The organism is Frankia sp. CgKIO3 (genome assembly GCF_977946435.1).
In genome coordinates this window covers 12,377-28,511 of sequence record NZ_CDWTMO010000030.1, presented here as the reverse complement: position 1 = coordinate 28,511, position 16,135 = coordinate 12,377, and the positions used below count along the sequence as shown (strand labels likewise).

Here is a 16,135-nt window from a genome sequence, read left to right as displayed (position 1 = left end):
GGGTCCACCTTCGCGGCGGTGCCGGTCGGTGTCTTCTTCGGCCGCGACGGCCGCCGGGAACCCGGCGTGCGGGTCCCCGACCCGTACTTCGGCGGCGCCGGCCCGGCGCGGACGGGATGCGTGGAGTGCGGGGAGTGCATGAGCGGCTGCCGTCGAGGGGCCAAGAACACCCTCGACTGTAACTACCTGTACCTGGCCGAGCGGGCCGGTGTGCGGGTAGTCCCGGACGCCACGGTCACGGCCGTCCGGCCACGCTCGACCGGCGGGTACGAGCTCGACCTGGTCCGGACGGGGGGTCTCGTACGGTGTCGGCGACGTACCCTCACCGCGGAGCAGGTCGTGTTCGCCGCCGGCACCCTGGGGACCCAGCGGCTGCTGCTGGCGATGAAACAGAGCGGTGACCTGCCGGCGTTGTCCGACCGGCTCGGTCATCTCACCCGGACGAACTCCGAGGCGATCCTGGGCGCATCCAGGCTGCGCCCCGATCGGCGGATCGCCCGGGGAGTCGCGATCACCTCGTCCTTCCACCCCGACGAGCACACCCACATCGAACCCGTGCGCTACGGCCGGGGGAGCAACCTGATGGCACTGATCAGTGCGTCGATGACCGACGGCGGCGGGCGGGTGCCGCGCTGGCTGAAATACCTGCGTCAGGTCGTGCTCCACCCGCATCAGGCGCTGGCGTCGTCACTGCCCTGGCGATGGTCCGAGCGGACCATCATCGCGCTGGTCATGCAGTCGTGGGACAACTCGTTGATCGTTTCCCTGCGCCGTGGACCGTTCGGTCTCGGCTGGCTGACGAGCCGGCAAGGACACGGTGAGCCGAACCCCTCCTGGATCCCGGAGGGCAACGACGCCGCCCGCCGGATCGCGGCCAGGATGGGCGGTTACCCCGGCGGGTCGATCGGCGAGATCGCCAACATCCCGCTGACCGCGCACATCCTCGGCGGGGCCCCCATCGGCACGGATCCCACCACCGGAGTGATCGATCCCTATCACCGGGTCTTCGGATACGAGGGGCTGCACGTCGTCGACGGCGCCGCGGTCTCGGCGAACCTCGGCGCGAACCCGTCGTTGACCATCACCGCGCAGGCCGAACGGGCGATGTCCTTCTGGCCGAACAAGGGGGAACCCGACCCGCGCCCACCCCTCGGGGCGGCCTACCGGCCGGTCGCGCCGAGACTACCGGCACATCCCGCCGTTCCAGCCGGCGCTCCTGGGACCTACCGCGTGGACGTCACGGCCGGCCCGGTCGCGGGGACGAGGTAACCGGTTGCCGGATGCTGGCCACGAGCTGCTGGGATGCGGGCGTGCCCGGCATCCGCGCTTTGCCCGGCACGGCGATCGCCGGCACGTGGTCTCAGCGCCGGCATGTGGTCTCAGCGCCGCCGGCTGGGCGCACCGCGCGACGTGTCGACGCCGGGCAACTCCTCGAAGTCAGGGGTCGCCGAGGCGGACAGGCCTTCGTCGAAGGCGCCCCGGGTGTCCGTGCCGGCGGGGGATGCGGTGGTGTCGGCGAGGGGTGCAGTGGTCTTGGTGGGGGATGGGGCGGTGGTGGTGGTGTCAAGCGGCATGGGCTCGGCGGTGGCGGCTGGGCTTTCCTCAGCCTGGGCCAGGTACCGCCGCACCGCGGCGATACCCGCCGCACCCGCGCCGACGATGGCGAGCGTGAGGAACCCCCGCCGCCGACGGTGGTGCACCTTCGCGAGCTTGGACTCGGCCTTCGCCAGCCGCTTCTCCAGGATCTCCTGGGCTTTGTCGGCCTGCAGGTGCGCCTTGGTCTCGCGCTGCACCGCGCGCCGGGAGCGATGCTTCTCCGCCCGCAGCTCGGCGGCGGCCCGGGCGCGTTCGGCGGAGAGCTCGGCATGCGCCCGGGCCTTCTCGATCCGCTTGGCGGTCCGACCGGACACGGCGGTGGCTTTGCCGACGGCCCGGCCCGCGGCCTTCCCGGCTGCCTTCTGGGCCGACACACCGGTCTTGGTGGCCGTGCTGGAGGCGTCGGAGATCCGGTGCGCCACGCTGGCGCCCACATCCCTGGTGGCCGATCCGGCCGTACCCCCGGCCTTGCTCGCCGCCTTGTGAGCGACCGTGCCGGCGCGGTCGGCGGCGCTCTTCGCGGTGTCGGACAGCCCGCTAACCGGCGCCGTGTCAGTAACATGTGACAGTCTGTCCTTCAATGTCGTACTCATGATGCCCTCTCGTTGAGCCGATGGTCGAGGCGTCCGGCCATGGAACTGGTGGTGCGCCTGGGTTCGGTCTGGTCAAGATCTGTGAAGTGTGCCGTACCCCGTCGGTGGGCTTCTCCAACGCGTCAACCTTCCGTAGCGTGTCACTCATACTTGGGTGACTTGCCTGGGCTGTGCCCTTGGGAACGTGTACCCGGTGCCAACCTCGGTGATGGAATTCCCCCGCGGCGCCCGGCGCATACGATCGAGACCCATCCGGACGCCGGCTGACCAGGCACCCGCAGAGATCGATCTGAAGAGAAGAGAGGCTCATGGCCGAGGAGCTGTACGCGACGCTGCGGACGACTCAGGGGGACATCGAGATCCGCTTGTTCCCCGACCACGCTCCCAAGACGGTGCGGAACTTCGTCGGCCTCGCGACCGGCACGCAGGAGTGGACGGACCCGGCGACCGGTGCCAAGAAGACCGGCACGCCGCTGTACAGCGGAACGGTCTTTCATCGGGTCATTCCGAACTTCATGATCCAGGGCGGTGACCCGCTGGGCTCCGGTCGAGGCGGTCCGGGCTACCGGTTCGCCGACGAGTTCCATCCGGACCTGACCTTCAACCGGCCGTACCTGCTCGCGATGGCGAACGCCGGACCGGGGACCAACGGCTCGCAGTTCTTCGTCACGGTCGCGCCCACCGACTGGCTCAACCGCAAGCACACCATCTTCGGTGAGGTCACGCGGGGAACCGACGTGGTGGATGCGATTGCCAAGGCGCCGACCGGGGCGCAGGACCGGCCGAAGTCTGACATCGTCATCCAGGAGATCGTGATCGACCGCCGGTCCGCCTGACCGGCCGGTCCCCGCCTCGAACCCGGGAGTACGGCGCATGAGAGCTCCAGCCGCGCGGCGTGCGTGGTCGCCGGCCACCGCATGCGTACGGGCGGCCGGACATGTTCACGTCAGCCGTACTCCTCGGGCGGCGATGCCGGCCGCCGGGGCGGCGTGGTGACAGCGAACCCGCCCGTCGAACCGCCCACGGATGACCAGCCGGGCGGCCCGGAGCAGCGCCCGGCTGGCTCGGGCCACCCGGTGGCCGAGCCGGGGTGGCGACCCACGGTCGGCCCGGCGCCCGGCTGGTCGGGGTGGACTCCACCTTCCGGTCCCGGCGGCCCTCCCGCGAGCGGACCGCCCGCCGGCCGGCCGCAGCCACCCGGCGCCGCGGTGATCCCGTACTGCTACCGCCATCCGGACCGGGAGACCTACGTCTCCTGCCAGCGCTGCGGCCGGCCCATCTGCCCCGATTGCATGCGCCCGGCGGCGGTTGGCTTCCACTGCCCGGAGGAGGGCGACCGCTCCACGCCGCAGCGCCGAACGCGGACCACACTCGGTGGCCCGGCCCAGGTCGCCCGGCAGGGGCTGGTCACCCAGATCTTCATCGGCCTGTGCGTCGTCGCCTACATCCTGCAGGGCGCGCCCGGGTTGACCGGCCGCGGCACCTTCAACCGCTTCACCGGTGACTTCGCCATGATCGGCATCCGGATCGCGGCGGACGACCAGTACTACCGGCTGCTGACCGCGGCCTTCCTGCACGCCGGCGTGCTCCACATCCTGTTCAATATGTACGCGCTGTACCTGCTCGGGTTTCAGCTCGAGGCGATCCTCGGGCGGGCCCGGTACCTCGCGCTGTTCGTGGCAGGGGCGCTCGGTGGGAACACCCTGAGTTACGTGCTCGGTGACGGGTTCACCGTGTCGGTCGGCGCATCCACCGCGATCTTCGCGTTCTTCGCCGCCTACTACATCATCGCCCGCCGCCTGCGGGTTGACTCCCGGCAGATCCTCATCGTGCTCGGGATCAACCTCGCCATCACCTTCTCGTTCAGCAACATCGACAAATGGGGACATCTCGGTGGGCTGGCCGTCGGTGCCGTCATCGGTCTGATCTACGCCTACGTCTCGCCCCGCCGGGTGCTGCTCCAAGCGGGCGGGGTCGCCGCCGTGCTCGCGTTGCTGTTCGTCGCCGCGATCATCAAGTCGTCGACACTGGTGTAGCCCGACAGCTGTAGTCCGACGGCTGTAGTGCGGCAGCCCCGGTCGCGGGGGCGAGGACGGCCGCGACGCTTGCACGCCGCCGAGCAGCAGCTACCATTCGCTTTCTTGTCAATACTCATAGTAGCGATCTACGTGTGGTGGCGATAGCGTGATGGATGCCGTGGCACGGCGCGGGCAGGGGGAGTAGATGGCATATTCACCGGTGCGGCGCAGCGGGGGCAGTCCCTTCCCGCCGATCGCCGAGTACGGATTCCTGTCCGACTGTGAGACGTCCTGTCTCGTTGCCCCCAGCGGCAACGTCGAGTGGATGTGCGTGCCCCGGCCCGACGCCCCGAGTGTCTTCGGGTCGGTGCTGGACCGGTCGGCCGGGGGCTTCCGTTTCGGTCCCGAGCGTACGCAGATCCCGGCCGGCCGGCGCTACCTCCCCGGGACAAACATTCTCGAGACCACCTGGCAGACGCCGAACGGCTGGCTCATCGTCACCGATTGCCTGGTGGTCGGGCGCTGGCATCGCACCCACAAGCGTTCGAACACGCACCGTCGGACGCCGAGCGACTGGGACGCCGACCACGTGCTGCTCCGGCTGGCTCGCTGTGAGCACGGCTCGGTGGATCTCAGCCTGGTGTGCGAGCCGAACTTCGACTACGGCCGCCAGCCCGAGTCCTGGCAGTACGAGGGGGAGGACTACTCCTCCGGCGTGATCAGCCATGCGGGCACCAACGTCACGCTGCGGCTGCGTACCGACCTGCGGCTCGGTTTCGACGGCCGGCGGGCACTGGCTCGCACCACGCTGCGGGAGGGGGACACCGCGTTCGTCGCGCTCACCTGGCGCCCGGAGGAGCCCCTGCTTCCGGACACCTACCTGCAGGCGTGCGTCGCCGTCGACCGGACAACGGAGTTCTGGCGCCAGTGGCTGTCGCGGGGAATGTTTCCCGACCATCCCTGGCGGCGCCATCTGCAGCGCAGCGCCCTCGCGCTGAAAGGACTGACCTACGCGCCGACCGGTGCTCTGCTCGCCGCCTCGACCACCTCGTTGCCGGAGACCCCGCGCGGCGAACGGAACTGGGACTACCGGTACAGCTGGATCCGCGATTCCACCTTCGCGCTGTGGGGCCTGTACACCCTCGGGCTGGACTACGAGGCCAACGATTTCTTCTCATTCATCGCCGACGTCGCCGAAAACGATGACGACGACATCCAGGTGATGTACCGGGTGAGCGGCGAGCCGAAGATCGATGAGGAGATCCTCGGTCACCTGTCCGGCTACGAGGGAGCCTACCCGGTACGGATCGGCAACGCAGCGGCACTGCAACGTCAACACGATGTCTGGGGCGTCGTCCTCGACTCCGTGTACCTGCACACCAAGTCCCGTGACTACCTCTCCGAACGGCTCTGGCCGGTGCTCGTGCGCCTCGTCGAGGCGGCGGCCACGCACTGGCGGGAGCCGGACCGCGGGATGTGGGAGGTGCGCGGGGCGCCGCAGCACTTCACCGTGTCCAAGATGATGTGCTGGGTCGCCCTGGACCGGGGTCGGCGGCTGGCGCAGATGCGGGGGGACGCCAAGACGGCGGCGCGCTGGCGGGCCGTGGCGGAGGAGATCCACGCCGAGGTGTGTGAGAAGGGTGTGGATCATCGCGGTGTGTTCACCCAGTACTACGGATCGAAGGCGCTTGACGCCTCACTGCTCCTGATTCCGCTGCTCGGGTTCCTGCCGGCGGCCGACGAACGCGTGAAGGCCACCGTGCTCGCGATCGCCGACGAGCTGACCGTCGACGGGCTGGTCCTGCGCTACCGCACGGAGGAGACCGACGACGGGGTCTCCGGCACCGAGGGCGCCTTCCTGATCTGCTCGTTCTGGCTGGTCTCCGCCTTGGTGGAGATCGGCGAGCTGACCCGTGCCCGGCAGCTGTGTGAACGGCTGCTGAGCCTCGCCAGCCCGCTGGATCTCTATGCCGAGGAGATTGATCCGGTCAGTGGCCGCCATCTCGGAAACTTCCCCCAGGCGTTCACTCATCTGGCCCTGATCAACGCGGTGATGTACGTGATCAGGGCCGAGGATGCCGAGGCCTACGCCCGGCCGTCTCCCTCGACCTGATCGTGCAGGCCGGTCCCGGGACGGGTAGCCACGGCGATCAGGCGAACCCGAGCGGGTCGTGGCACTAACGTGGGAGCTGTGGCCAGCCTGGAGGTTGTGGACAAGCGGGTCGAGGTTGTCCTGCGCGGGTTTGAACGGATCGGCGCGGTGCGTGGGGACGTCTCCGTGCGGCTCGACGAGGTACTCGACGTACGCCTGGCGGCGGACGCGTTCGCGGAAGTGCACGGATGTCGGGCGCCCGGGACCGGACTGCCGCGCGTCATGGCCCTCGGGACCTGGCGGTCGCGGGGCGGCAAGGAGTTTGTCGCTGTCTACCGCGGCCGGCCCGCGGTCGTGGTGGAAGTCCGCCCGGGCGGCGAGTTCCGGCGCCTGATCGTCGCAACCGGCGACGCCGAACGCACCGTGGCGCGTCTGCGCAGGGCGGTCATCGCGCGTTGACGGCCCGGGACCCGGACCCGGCGTCAGGGCCGGCCGTCAGTCGGCCTCGGCCCTGGCCCCGGACCCGAGGATCGCCTCGGCTTCCACTTCGACGACCCAACGCTCGTCGAGCAGTCCCGCAACGACGACCATTGTGGCGGCTGGGCGGATCGCGGCGAACAGCTTGCCGTGGACGGCGCCGACGGCCGGAGCGTGGGCGGGATCGGTGATGAACATCCGGGTACGGGTGACGTCACCGAGATCGGTGCCCGCCTCGCGCAGTGCGGTGCGGATGATCTCGAAGCACCGCCGGGTCTGCAGCTCAGCGTCCGGTGGAACCGTGTCGTCCGGCCACACCGGCCCGGTCCTGCTGACGAACACGCGTTCGCCTACCCGGAGCGCCCGGGAGAACCCGATCGTGGCTTCGTAGGGTGAGGAGCCGGAAATCTTCTGACGTTCAGGATGCAAAAGGATGCTCTGGGTAATCGGTGATCAAGACGGAAGTATCCACACTTGTGGACAACGGTTGTGGATGAATGACACGACTGGAAGCTCCGGTGGTTGTGCCGGGCGTGGCCATTGGGCGTCTGGCGTTCGGGTCGGCTATCGCCACTGGGTCGACACGGCCAGCCCGACGACGACAAAACCAAACCCGATAAGGATGTTCCAGCCGCCCAGCCCCTCCATCCCCAGGACGCCGCCGTTGGAGAAGTAGTAGACGAGCAGGTAGGCGATCCCGAGCAGGAAGAACGCGAGGATCAGACCGCCGAACCAGGGCGGAGACGGCGGCTTCCGCTTGCGTGCCGACGCGCCCGCGGTGGTGGTCGGGGTCGGCTTCTTGGGCTTGCGGCGTCGTGACTCGGGCACTGCGGAACTCCTCGATGGCCGTACGTGGACGAGGACGGCGACCGCCGTCGCCGTCCTCGTCCGGCCATCGGCGGTCTCACGCTGGGTACCAGCGTAGACAGGGCATCCGTGGAAACGCCGTTGCGTACCGGCCGGCGGGATTCACCTCCGGTCGGTGCCCGGGCGATGCCGGCGTTGCGGCCGGTGCCGGGGCGATCAGACCGATGTGGCATCGAGAGCGCCATCGGCCGCGTAGCCTGCGCTGGAGGCGATACCTCCGACGCGGCGGACGGATCGCCCGGCCGGACTGGCTGTGGCATGGTCGCGTGCCGTCCCCGGCGATCCACCGGCAGGCGTGGGTGAACCGTCCAGCGGTGCACCGAGGGAGGTTGGGGACAACGGTGCACGGCGGGCTACGGCCCTGGCCCTGGCCGGGGAGCCGGTCGCGGCGGGTGATCTGGGCGGTGTCGCTGTTTTGGGCCGGCGTGCTGTCCGGCGTCGTGGTGCTGGACGGCGGCCCGTTCGATCGGGCTGGCCCGCGGGACACCGCCGCTTGGGCGGCCCAGGAGCGGGCGGGAGTCGCGCAGGTTATCGACGAGGAGGCGGGCCGGGTGGCCGACCGCCGTGCCGGGCTGGACGCCGAGTCGCGGCGGCGCGCGACCACGGCGCAGGCCGTCCCGTCAGGGGCCCCAGGCTCCGCGCGCGGGACCGATGCCGCCGCCCGGTCCCTGGTCGAGCGGCTGGCCGGTCCCGCGGGGTTGGCCCCGGTGCGCGGGCCGGCGCTGACCGTCGAGCTGGACGACGCCCCGCGGGAGGGCCGGGGTGGCCCGTACGCCCCCGGCGTGCCCGCCCCGAGGCCCGACGATCTCATCGTGCATCAGCAGGATGTCCAAGCGGTCGTGAACGCGCTGTGGGCCGGCGGCGCCGAGGCGATGAGCATCATGGATCGCCGGGTGACGGCACTGACGGCGGTCCGCTGCGTCGGGAACACTCTTCTGCTGCACGGCGAGGTCTTCTCCCCGCCGTTCCGGATCACGGCGATCGGGGAGGTCGCTGCGCTCCAGCCTGCGGGCCAATCCACAGGTCACGATCTACCGGCAGTACGCCGACGCCTACCGGCTGGGATACCGCGTCGAGGAGGCCGCCGACAGCCGGTTATCCGGCTACGACGGGCCGATGATCGACCTGTCCGGCACCGCCAGGCGCGGCTAGGAGAACGCCGCCGTCCGCAGGGTCTCGACCTCGGCGGACAGCCCCGGTGCGAGCCTGCGCGCCGCGCCGCCGTCGCCGCACTGGTCCAGCCAACGGGCGAGGATCAGGTGGCCGCCCTGGGTGAGGACGGACTCCGGGTGGAACTGCACGCCCTCGAGCGGGAGCCGCCGATGGCGCAGCGACATCACCACGCCACTTTCGGTCCGGCCGGTCACCTCGATTTCCTCGGGGAGGGTGTCCTCCTCGACGGCCAGCGAGTGGTAACGAGTCGCGATGAACGGCGACGGCAGGTCCGTGAGAACGCCGGTCCGGTCATGGTGGACGACCGAGGTCTTGCCGTGCAGCAACTCCGGGGCGCGGTCGACGGTAGCGCCGAACGCGACCGCGATCGCCTGATGGCCCAGGCACACCCCGAGCAGCGGCACACCGCCCGACGCGCAGGCTCGCACCATGGGAATGCTCACGCCGGCCGCCTCGGGCATACCCGGTCCCGGGGAGAGCAGGACCCCGTCGACGCCGAGCGTGGCGAGGTCGGCCGGCGTCATCTCGTCGTTGCGGCGCACGATGCATTCGGTCTCGAGCTGGCCCAGGTACTGGACAAGGTTGAAGACGAACGAGTCGTAGTTGTCGATCACCAGGATGCGCATCAGATCGTGACCTCCCGCAGCATCAGGCACCCTGCCGTGGGCGGCCGCAGTCCCATACTGCCTGAGCAGCCACGACCGCCTCCGTCGGCGCGACGACCTCAGGTGCCGCCACCGCCGTTGCGGCCGCCCAGCAGCCCCCCCAGGCCGCCCGGCCTCGTCGTGGCCGGTGTCCCAGGGATGGGATTACCCGTCGGGCTCGGCGAGGTGCTGGTCGGCTCCGCGGTCGGGGTGGGCCCGGTCGGCGTCTCGGTCGGGGTCGGCGGCGCGGTGGTCTGGATCTGCTGGGCGACGGACAGCGTGATGGTCGAGCCCCGAGGGACGTTGCCGCCGGACGGGCTCTGGTCCACGACCGTCCCCGGCGCCACGTTGTTGTTCGCGACGTTCTGCCGGGCCGCGTTCAGCCCGTAGCGGCCGAGTTCGGCGACGGCATTGTCGTACGTGCGGTTGCGCACGTCGGGAACGTTGACGTTCGGGCTGACCACGTTGAGCGTGACCGTGCTGCCGGGCTTGACGGCCGTACCCGGCTGCGGATCGGTGCTGTTCACCGTGCCGACCTTCTGGCCGGTCGGGTTGGCGTAGGCCATCGAGTTCGGGACCAGCCCCAGCGCCCGTAGCGCCGCCTCGGCCTCGGCCTGGGTCTTCCCGATCAGGTCGGTGGGGATCTGGACGTCGTCGGCGGCCTTGCCGATCGACAGGGTGATCATCCCCTTGGCGGCGACCTCCTTGCCCTCGGCCGGGTCGACCGCCGTGACCCGGCCGGCCATGTCCGGTGAGTCGACCAGCTTCGTGACCACATCCCCCCCGAAGCCGGCGCTCTGCAGCCGGGCGCGGGCCTGCTCCTCGTTCTGCCCGACGAGGCCGGTCGGGACGAGGATCTTCTTCGTGGAGGCGGTGTTGTGACCGGAGCTGAGGAAGGTCGTGGCGAGCAGGACGACGGCGACGAAGACGATGACGATTCCGAGACCCGCGAGGATGTACTTCCACGCCTGGGAACGCTCCTGATCGGGAACGGTCCGCCGGTCGATGGCCCCGGTCACGTCGTAGCGGTCGAACGGACCGGTGCCGAAGCGGCCGTCGTCGTAGGGCACGTCGCGGTAGGTGGTCTGGTCGTCGTTGCGGTAGCGGTCCCGGGTGGGGTAACCCGCTCGGTCACCGCGGCTGAGGACCGCCGTGCCGGCAGCGGTCGGGCCGAGGGTGGTGGCGGCCCCGCCCGCGCCACCACCTCCCATCATGGCGTGCACGCGTCGTCCGGCCAGCGCCCGTTCCAGATCGTCGCGCATCTCACCCGCGGTGCCGTAGCGGTCGTCGGCGTCCTTCTCCATCGCCTTGAGGACGATCGCGTCGGCCTCGGGGGAGATGCCGCGATCGTGAGCGGACGGCGGCGGCGGGTCCTCCCGCACGTGCTGGTAGGCCACGGCCACCGGGTTGTCCCCGCGGAACGGCGGCGATCCGGTGAGCAGTTCGTAGAGCAGCACCCCGGTGGTGTAGACGTCGCTGCGGGCGTCGACGCGGGCTCCTCGGGCCTGCTCCGGGGACAGATACTGGGCGGTGCCGATCACCGCGGCCGTCGCGGTCATGGTCGAGGAGGTCGCGGTGGTGGCGCGGGCGATGCCGAAGTCCATGACCTTGACCGAGCCGTCCGGGCTGAGCATCACGTTCGCCGGCTTGATGTCGCGGTGGATGATCCCCATCCGGTGGCTGTAGTCCAAGGCGGCGCAGACGTCGGAGGTGATCTCCATGGCGCGGCGTTCGGTGAACCGGCCCTCAGTCTGCAGCGCGTCGCGTAGGGTCCGTCCCTCGATGAACTCCATCACGATGTAGGGGATCTGCGCCCCGTTGATGATGTCCTCGCCCGTGTCATACACCGAGACGATCGCGGGGTGGTTCAGCGCGGCCGAGGACTGTGCCTCGCGGCGGAACCGGGCGAGAAAGGTGGGATCACGGGCGAGGTCCGGGCGCAGCGTCTTGATGGCGACCTCACGGCCGAGCCTGATGTCACGGCCGCGGAAGACCTCCGCCATGCCGCCATAGCCGATGCCCTCGCCCAGCTCGTAACGCCCGCCGATGATCTGTGGCCCAGCCCCCGGAGCATACATCTCCGTCACGTCGGTCACGAATACTCCCCTGCCGTCGCCCCTCCCGCGCCGGAAATCGCCGACCCGGCGTTACCGCTGACGATTTCATCACCGATTGCGGTTGCGTACACCATCCCCGGTGGTGTGGTCGCGGAGTTCGATTCGGAATTGCTCTTGGAGAACAACCTGTTAGTCGCGAATGCGACGATCACCACGGTGAGGATCAGCAGAATGATCAGAAGCGGCAGTGGCAGGGCGGGACGGGAGGCTGTCTCCGGCCGGTGCCGTCGAGTAGCTCGCCCCTCCCAGCCCGGCCGTAGATCATCCTGGCCGTCCGGGCCGGACAGGCCCGGGGGGCCGCCGGGGGTACGGGCCCACGGCGGCGGACCCGGGTGGTAGGCGGTGCCGGGATCGCGGGGGCCGCCACGGTCCGGCGTCCCGTAGGCCGAGCCACCGTACGCCCCCTCGGGGCCGCCGTACGCCCCCTCGGGGTCGCCGTACGCGGTGTCGGGGCCGCCGTAGGGCGGGCTGTGCAGGGCCGTTGCAGGTACGTCGGGTCCGCCGAGCATGGCTCCCGGGCCATCGGGAACCGCCTGGGCTTTGTCCGACGGAGCGCCGGTGCGCCCCGGTCCACTGGTGCGAGCGGATGGTGGCGGTGCGGCCACCCAGGACGGTGGTCGGGTGCGCGAGGTGGATCGGGGCGGGCGAGCGGCGGCACCAGCGGGCGGGAGGACGGCGCCCGGCCCCGGATGGCGGGCGGTCGCATCCGGTGTGCTGGGCCAGCGCGCCGGCTCCGGGCTCCACAGGCTGCGCCGGATCCCGGCCGCCGAACGTGCGAATGCCCCCGCCGAACTGGGCCTGCGCGCGGGGTCCTTGGCCATCGCCGAGTCCACCAGAGCCCGCACCTGGTAGGGGGTGTCGGTTGGCAGCGGGGGCGGGGTGTCCTGCTGGTGGGCCATCACGACCACGATGGGGTTGCGGTCGTCGAAGGGGCGGCGACCGGCGAGGCACTCGTACGCGACGACGCCGAGCGAGTAGACATCGCTCGCCGGTGTCACCGGACGCCCGGATGCCTGCTCGGGGGACACGTAGTAGGCCGTCCCCATCATGATGCCGGTGGCGGTGAGCGGCGCGGCGTCGACCGCGCGGGCGATCCCGAAGTCGGTGACCTTCACCGCGCCGTCCGGGCGCAGCAGCAGGTTGCCGGGCTTGACATCGCGATGGACCACGCCGAGGGCATGCGCGGCCTGCAACGCGTCGGCCGCCTGCCCGAGGATGTCCAGCGTGCGCTCCGGGGACAACCGCTTCTCCCGGTGCAGCGCGGCGGAGAGGGGCTCCCCCTCCACCAGCTCCATCACCAGGTAGGCGGTCGGGTAGTCGTCGGAGGTCGAAACCTCGCCGTAGTCATAGACCGAGGCGACGCCCGGGTGTGACAGCCGGGCGGCATGGCGGGCCTCGCCGCGGAACCGCACCAGGAACGACTCATCGCTGGCGTACTCTGGGCGCAGCAGTTTCACCGCGACGGGGCGGCCGAGGGTCTGGTCCAGGCCACGCCAGACCTCACCCATGCCGCCGGCGGCGATCCGCCCGTTCAGGCGGTATCGGTTGTCGAGGACGGTGTTCGGCGCCGCGGCGCCGGCGAAGGGCTGCGACGGGGAGATGGGATTGCCCGGGGAGTTGTTCATGGCTTGTCCAATGCGGCCTGTATGACCTTTTTCGCGACGGGGGCGGCGACGGCACCACCGGTACCCAGCTCGCCGCCGCCGTCCTCGACGATGACGGCAACCGCGATCTTCGGGGTGTCCGTCGGGGCGAACCCCACGAACCAGGCGTGCGGCAGACTGGTGCCGTGCTCGGCGGTCCCCGTCTTCCCGGCGACGGTAACGCCGCCGATCTGCGCCCGCCGACCGCTCCCCGACGTCACCACGCTTTCCATCATGGTCGTGAGCTGGGCGGCCACCTCGCTGCTCACCGGTTCACCGAGTTTCTCCGGCTCGGTTTTACTGATCCTCTTGAGGTCCGGGCTGCGCAGTTCGGACACGAGATAGGGCTTCATCTCCATGCCGTCGTTGGCGATCGCCGCGACCACCTCCGCCATCTGTAGGGGCGTGACCCGGACGTCGTACTGGCCGATCGCTGACTGCGCGGTCTGCGCGGCGTCGAGCTTGGCGGGGAAGACGCTACGGGCCTGTTGCAAGGGGAAGTCGGGGAAGGTCGCGTTCAGGCCGAAGGCCTCGGCCTGCCGGCGCAGGGTGTCGGCACCGAGATCGATGCCGAGCTGTGCGAACGCGGTGTTACAGGAGATGGTGAGCGCGTGAATGAGGGTGTCGGTCTCGCCGTCGCCGCAGCGTTCGCCGCCGAAGTTTGGCAGCCGCACGGTGCTCAGCGGGAGCGGTAGCTCGTCGGGTGCGGCGACGCGGGTGTCCGGCGTCCTGCCTTGTGACAGTGCGGCGGCGGCGGTGATGAGCTTGAAGGTTGAACCGGGCGGATAGGTCTGCTGGGTCGCCCGGTTCAGCAATGGTTGATCCGGATTGCCCGACAGCAGCCCATAGGCGTTGGCCGCGGCCTTCTCGTCATGGGCAGCCAGCGCGTTCGCGTCGTAGGACGGGTTGGTGACCATCGCCAGGATCGCGCCGGTCGACGGCTCGATGGCGACCACCGCGCCCTTGCGGTTGTCGAGCGCCTCCGCCGCAGCCTTCTGGACGGCGGGGTTGATCGTAGTGACCACGGAACCGCCGCGCCGCTCCGCGCCGGTGAACAGGCCGGTCACCCGGCTCGCGAGCAGCCGGTCGTCGTCTCCGGACAGGAAGACGTCCTCGGACCGCTCCAGGCCGGCCGCCGTGAACAGCGTGTAGTAGCCGGTGACGTTGGAGTAGAGCTGCCCGGCCGGATACTGCCGCTGATACTTGTACTGGTCGTTCGACGGCACCGAACGTGCGATCTCCACGTCACCGGCGACGATCGCGCCCCGCTGTCGTTCCAGGCGTTTGGTGATCTGACGCCCGTTCGTCGGCTGGGACTTGAGGCTGCCCGCCTCGCCCACCTGGAGCCAGTTCGCATTCACCAGGAGCGCGGCGAAGAGGATCATGCAGGCGACGGCGACCTTGCGCACCGTGCGGTTCATGTCGTCTTCACCACCTGGGTGGGACTCTCGGCAACTGCGCCCGGGTCGAACAGGGGGGCATCCGGCACCGGTTCGGGTGCGCGGCGGGCGGCGTCGCTGACCCGCAGCAGCAACGCGATGATCGCGGCGTTGGCCACGATGGACGACCCGCCGTAGGAGACGAACGGCAGCGTGAGCCCGGTCAGCGGGATGAGCCGCATGACCCCGCCCACCTGCACGAACACCTGCAGCGCCAGGGTGAAGGACAGCCCGGCCGCCAGCAGTTTGCCGAACGGGTCCTTCGCGCCGAGGGCCGCGCGCATCCCGCGCAGCACGACCAGGGCGTACATCATCAGGATGGCCATGACGCCGGTGAGACCGAGCTCCTCACCGAGGCTCGCCATGATGAAGTCGGTGTTCGCGAACGGCACCTTCTGCGGGTGCCCCTCCCCGAGCCCCGTACCGGTGATGCCACCGGCGGCGAAGCCGTAGAGACCCTGCACGAGCTGGTACGACGTGCTCGACGGGTTGTCACCGTCGAAGGCGTGCAGCCAGCCGTCCACCCGGACCTGGACATGGCTGAACATACTGTGCGCGATCACGGCACCGAACAGGAACAGCACGAAGCCGACCACGACCCACGATGCCCGCTCGGTGGCGACGTAGAGGACGACCATGAACATTCCGAAGAACAGCAGGGACGAGCCGAGGTCCTTCTGCACGATCAGGATGCCCAGGCTCGCCAGCCACGCCACCAGCACCGGTCCGAGGTCGCGGGCGCGCGGGATCCCCATCCCGAGAAAGGACCGGGAGGCCACCGAGAGGACCTCGCGTTTGTTGACCAGATAGCCGGCGAAGAAGATCAAAAGAATGATCTTCGAGACTTCGCTCGGCTGGAAAGAGAACGGCCCGATCCGCAGCCAGAGGCGCGCGCCGTTGATGGTCGCGCCGATGCCCGGCGCGATCGGCAGCACCAGACCGACCAGACCGACCAGGCCGGCCGTGTAGGCGTACCGGGCGAGCGAGAGGTGATCGCGTACCAGCGCCAGCACCAGGATGAAGACGATGACCGCCAGCAGGGTCCAGACGAGCTGCGTCTGCGCGGCACCGGGCGGGATGTGGGTTCCCGCCCGCTCGGCGGCATCCGCCTTGGCGAGGTCGAGCCGATAGATCATGACCAGGCCCAAGCCGTTGAGCGCGACGACGACCGGGAGCAGCACCGGGTCGGCGGCCGGCGCGAACCTGCGTACCGCCAGGTGGGCCAGTGCCCACAGGCAGAAGAAGCCGAGACCGATGGAGAAGATCCCGAGCGAGATCTGGCCGATGTCGGCGAAGGTCAACGCGGCGAGCGCGCTGGTTGCGAGCGCACCAGCAAAGATCATCAGGATGAGCTCCCGGCGCCGGTACGGCGGGAGGTTGGTGCCGGTGGGCAGCGGGAAGCCGGCGAAGGTCGCGGTGAGATCCGCCGACCTCGGCCTGCGTAGCGGAGGTAGGGGGATCGGCGGGCGAGTCATC

13 protein-coding genes and 1 pseudogene are annotated in these 16,135 nt (G+C 70.1%); 6 read left to right on the top strand and 8 right to left on the bottom strand.

Annotated features, from left to right (window positions below; genetic code table 11):
- A partial coding sequence (locus tag AC08OJ_RS05860; protein WP_476595232.1) for a GMC oxidoreductase occupies positions 1-1,269 on the top strand: 1,269 nt, incomplete at its 5' end.
- Positions 1,270-1,379: 110 nt separating this feature from the next.
- Here the strand turns inward: AC08OJ_RS05860 and AC08OJ_RS05855 are convergent.
- Positions 1,380-2,189, bottom strand: a complete 810-nt coding sequence (locus AC08OJ_RS05855; protein WP_476592731.1) for a hypothetical protein — start codon at positions 2,187-2,189, stop codon at positions 1,380-1,382.
- 308 nt (positions 2,190-2,497) lie between these two features.
- Here AC08OJ_RS05855 and AC08OJ_RS05850 point away from each other — a divergent pair, with 308 nt between their 5' ends.
- The 4 genes from AC08OJ_RS05850 to AC08OJ_RS05835 all read left to right on the top strand — a co-directional run bounded on the left by AC08OJ_RS05850 (position 2,498) and on the right by AC08OJ_RS05835 (position 6,758).
- Positions 2,498-3,025: a peptidylprolyl isomerase gene (locus tag AC08OJ_RS05850; protein ID WP_462189065.1), complete on the top strand. Its 528-nt coding sequence runs from the start codon at positions 2,498-2,500 to the stop codon at positions 3,023-3,025.
- A gap of 153 nt (positions 3,026-3,178) precedes the next feature.
- Positions 3,179-4,225, top strand: coding sequence for a rhomboid family intramembrane serine protease (locus AC08OJ_RS05845; protein WP_476595231.1), 1,047 nt, complete (start codon positions 3,179-3,181; stop codon positions 4,223-4,225).
- A gap of 187 nt (positions 4,226-4,412) precedes the next feature.
- Positions 4,413-6,320, top strand: a complete 1,908-nt coding sequence (locus AC08OJ_RS05840) for a glycoside hydrolase family 15 protein (RefSeq protein WP_476592733.1) — start codon at positions 4,413-4,415, stop codon at positions 6,318-6,320.
- Positions 6,321-6,398: 78 nt separating this feature from the next.
- Positions 6,399-6,758, top strand: a complete 360-nt coding sequence (locus tag AC08OJ_RS05835; RefSeq protein WP_476592734.1) for a hypothetical protein — start codon at positions 6,399-6,401, stop codon at positions 6,756-6,758.
- Positions 6,759-6,794: 36 nt separating this feature from the next.
- Here the strand turns inward: AC08OJ_RS05835 and AC08OJ_RS05830 are convergent, their stop codons facing one another.
- Both AC08OJ_RS05830 and AC08OJ_RS05825 read right to left on the bottom strand, forming a co-directional pair.
- Positions 6,795-7,205, bottom strand: a complete 411-nt coding sequence (locus tag AC08OJ_RS05830; protein ID WP_476592735.1) for a RidA family protein — start codon at positions 7,203-7,205, stop codon at positions 6,795-6,797.
- Positions 7,206-7,340: 135 nt separating this feature from the next.
- Positions 7,341-7,604 (bottom strand): cell division protein CrgA, encoded by a 264-nt coding sequence (locus AC08OJ_RS05825; RefSeq protein WP_476592736.1) that lies wholly within the window; start codon positions 7,602-7,604, stop codon positions 7,341-7,343.
- Between the two features lie 14 nt (positions 7,605-7,618).
- On the opposite strand from AC08OJ_RS05825, the pseudogene AC08OJ_RS05820 reads away from it, so the two are divergent.
- Positions 7,619-8,599: pseudogene (locus tag AC08OJ_RS05820) on the top strand (DUF881 domain-containing protein); the annotation flags it as partial.
- A 192-nt stretch (positions 8,600-8,791) separates the two neighbouring features.
- On the opposite strand, the gene AC08OJ_RS05815 reads toward AC08OJ_RS05820, so the two are convergent.
- From AC08OJ_RS05815 to AC08OJ_RS05795, 5 genes are all read right to left on the bottom strand, one after another.
- Entirely contained in the window at positions 8,792-9,442 is a 651-nt protein-coding gene (locus AC08OJ_RS05815; RefSeq protein ID WP_476592738.1) for an aminodeoxychorismate/anthranilate synthase component II, read from the bottom strand.
- Between the two features lie 98 nt (positions 9,443-9,540).
- Positions 9,541-11,556 carry a Stk1 family PASTA domain-containing Ser/Thr kinase gene (pknB, locus tag AC08OJ_RS05810; protein WP_476595230.1) on the bottom strand — a complete coding sequence of 672 codons (2,016 nt, stop codon included), beginning with the start codon at positions 11,554-11,556 and terminating at the stop codon, positions 9,541-9,543.
- Positions 11,553-13,202: a serine/threonine-protein kinase gene (locus AC08OJ_RS05805; protein ID WP_476592740.1), complete on the bottom strand. Its 1,650-nt coding sequence runs from the start codon at positions 13,200-13,202 to the stop codon at positions 11,553-11,555. The genes pknB and AC08OJ_RS05805 overlap by 4 nt, the downstream gene beginning before the upstream one ends.
- Positions 13,199-14,641, bottom strand: a complete 1,443-nt coding sequence (locus AC08OJ_RS05800) for a peptidoglycan D,D-transpeptidase FtsI family protein (protein ID WP_476595229.1) — start codon at positions 14,639-14,641, stop codon at positions 13,199-13,201. Before AC08OJ_RS05800 ends, AC08OJ_RS05805 begins: the two co-directional genes overlap by 4 nt.
- Positions 14,638-16,134 (bottom strand): FtsW/RodA/SpoVE family cell cycle protein, encoded by a 1,497-nt coding sequence (locus AC08OJ_RS05795; protein WP_462188225.1) that lies wholly within the window; start codon positions 16,132-16,134, stop codon positions 14,638-14,640. Before AC08OJ_RS05795 ends, AC08OJ_RS05800 begins: the two co-directional genes overlap by 4 nt.
- Position 16,135: the final 1 nt, after the last annotated feature.